Source organism: Streptomyces sp. NPDC006551, assembly GCF_040611675.1.
GTDB lineage: Bacteria > Actinomycetota > Actinomycetes > Streptomycetales > Streptomycetaceae > Streptomyces.
In genome coordinates this window covers 1-2,740 of record NZ_JBEXOT010000094.1, presented here as the reverse complement: position 1 = coordinate 2,740, position 2,740 = coordinate 1, and the positions used below count along the sequence as shown (strand labels likewise).

The 2,740-nt window shown below is 69.8% G+C and carries 3 protein-coding genes; all 3 read left to right on the top strand.

Features of this window, described 5'->3' with window-relative positions; genetic code table 11:
• On the top strand, positions 1–1,163 hold a 1,163-nt coding region (locus tag ABZY12_RS34265), incomplete at its 5' end, for a vitamin B12 dependent-methionine synthase activation domain-containing protein (RefSeq protein ID WP_356897357.1).
• Positions 1,160–2,032, top strand: coding sequence for a methylenetetrahydrofolate reductase [NAD(P)H] (gene metF, locus ABZY12_RS34260; RefSeq protein WP_356897355.1), 873 nt, complete (start codon positions 1,160–1,162; stop codon positions 2,030–2,032). The genes ABZY12_RS34265 and metF, both read left to right, overlap by 4 nt.
• The coding region (locus tag ABZY12_RS34255; protein WP_356897353.1) for an adenosylhomocysteinase at positions 2,025–2,740 on the top strand (716 nt) is incomplete at its 3' end. The genes metF and ABZY12_RS34255, both read left to right, overlap by 8 nt.

Here is a 2,740-nt window from a genome sequence, read left to right as displayed (position 1 = left end):
AAGCGGCCGAGGAGCACCGCGCCGACGTCATCGGCATGTCGGGCCTGCTGGTCAAGTCCACGGTGATCATGAAGGAGAACCTGGAGGAACTGAACGGCCGGGGACTGGCCGAACGGTTCCCGGTGATCCTCGGCGGTGCCGCCCTGACCAGGGCGTATGTCGAGCAGGACCTCCACGAGATCTACCAGGGCGAGGTGCGCTACGCCCGCGACGCGTTCGAGGGGCTGCGGCTCATGGACGCGCTCATGGGAATCAAGCGGGGCGTGCCCGGGGCCGTACTCCCGGAGCTGAAGCAGCGCCGGGTGCCCAAGCGGGAGACGCCTCTGCCGGAGGTCCGCGAGCCCGAGCCGGCCGGTCGCTCGGACGTGGCCACCGACAACTCCGTCCCGGAGCCGCCGTTCCTCGGCACCCGGGTCGTCAAGGGCATCCAGCTCGCCGAGTACGCCTCCTGGCTCGACGAGGGCGCCCTCTTCAAGGGGCAGTGGGGCCTGAAGGACGCCGGGACCATCGAGTCGGAGGGCCGGTCGCGGCTGCGCGGCTGGCTGGACCGGATCCAGACGGACCACCTCCTCGAAGCGGCCGTCGTCCACGGCTACTTCCCTTGTGTGTCCAAGGGCGACGACCTGATCGTCCTGGACGAGGACGGAGGCGAGCGGACCCGCTTCACCTTCCCCCGCCAGCAGCGGGGCCGCCGCCTCTGCCTGGCCGACTTCTTCCGCGCCCAGGACTCGGGCGAGGTCGACGTGATCGGCCTCCAGGTCGTCACGGTCGGCTCGCGGATCGGCGAGGAGACCGCGAAGCTCTTCGCCGCCGACCGGTACCGCGACTATCTCGAACTGCACGGTCTGTCCGTGCAACTGGCCGAAGCCCTGGCCGAGTACTGGCACGCGCGGGTCCGCGAGGAGTGGGGCATCGCGGGTGCCTCGGAGCCGACGGGAATCGAGGGCATGCTGCGCACCGAGTACCAGGGCTGCCGCTACTCGCTCGGCTATCCGGCCTGCCCCGACCTGGAGGACCGCGCGAAGATCGCCGAGCTGCTGCGCCCGGAGCGGATCGGGGTGGAGCTGTCGGAGGAGTACCAGCTCCATCCGGAGCAGTCGACGGACGCGATCGTCGTCCACCACCCGGAGGCGAGCTACTTCAACGCGGGAGGACGACGGTGAACCCGACCGGGAACCCCACCTTCTCGTTCGAGTTCTTCCCGCCGAAGAGCGAGCGCGGAGAGACGGTGCTGTGGGACGCGATCCGCCGGGTGGAGGCGCTGGCGCCGGACTTCGTCTCCGTGACGTACGGCGCCGGCGGCTCGTCCCGCGACCGGACCATCGACGTCACCCAGCGGATCGTGGCCGAGACGACCCTGCGGCCGGTGGCGCACCTGACGGCGGTCGGCCACTCGGTGGCGGAGCTGCGCGCCATCATCGGCGCGTACGCGGACGCGGGTGTACGGGACGTGCTCGTGCTGCGCGGCGACCCTCCGGGCGATCCGCGCGGTGTGTGGACCCCGCACCCGGAGGGCTTCACGTACGCGTACGAACTGATCGAACTGGTGCGGTCCCTGGGCGACTTCCGGATCGGGGTGGCGGCCTTTCCCGAAGGCCACCCCCGGTCTTCGAGTCCGGAGAGCGACCTCGCGCACTTCGTGGCGAAGTGCCGGGCCGGCGCCGACTACGCCATCACGCAGATGTTCTTCGACGTGGAGGACTATCTGCGGCTGCGGGACCGGGTCGCGGCGGCCGGCTGCGACACCCCGATCATCCCGGAGATCATGCCGGCCACGGACGTCCGCCAGATCCGCAGATTCGCCGAGCTGAGCGACGCCGCGTTCCCGGAGGACCTGGCGCACCGGCTGGAGGCGGCCAGGGACGACCCTGCGGCGGCGTACCGGACCGGCGTCGAGTACGCGACGGCGATGGGCCTGCGGCTGCTCGACGAAGGGGCACCGGGCCTGCACTACATCACGCTGAACAAGTCCACGGCGGCACTGGAAATCCACCGAACGATTCAAGCTTCAAGGAGCGTTGTCCATGTCTGACTTCACGGACTACAAGGTCGCCGACATCGGCCTGGCGGAGTTCGGCCGCAAGGAGATCACACTGGCCGAGCACGAGATGCCGGGCCTGATGGCGATCCGCCGCGAGTACGCCGAGCAGCAGCCGCTCGCGGGCGCGCGGATCACGGGCTCCCTGCACATGACCGTGCAGACGGCCGTCCTCATCGAGACGCTGGTCGCGCTCGGCGCGCGGGTGCGGTGGGTGTCCTGCAACATCTACTCCACGCAGGACCACGCGGCGGCCGCGATCGCCGCCGCCGGTATTCCGGTGTTCGCCTGGAAGGGCGAGACGCTGGAGGAGTACTGGTGGTGTACGGAGCAGGCTCTGACCTGGCCGGACGCCGTGGGCCCGAACATGATCCTGGACGACGGCGGGGACGCCACGCTCCTCGTCCACAAGGGTGTGGAGTACCAGAAGGCTGGGGCGGTCCCGGACCCGTCGACGGCCGAGAACGACGAAGTGCGCTGCGTCCTGGAGCTGTTGGGCCGGTCGGCCCTGGACTGGACGGCGCTGGCAGCGGAGATCCGCGGTGTCACGGAGGAGACCACGACCGGTGTCCACCGCCTGTACGAGATGCACCGCGAGGGCCGGCTGCTGTTCCCGGCGATCAATGTGAACGATGCCGTGACGAAGTCGAAGTTCGACAACAAGTACGGCTGCCGTCACTCCCTGATCGACGGCATCAACCG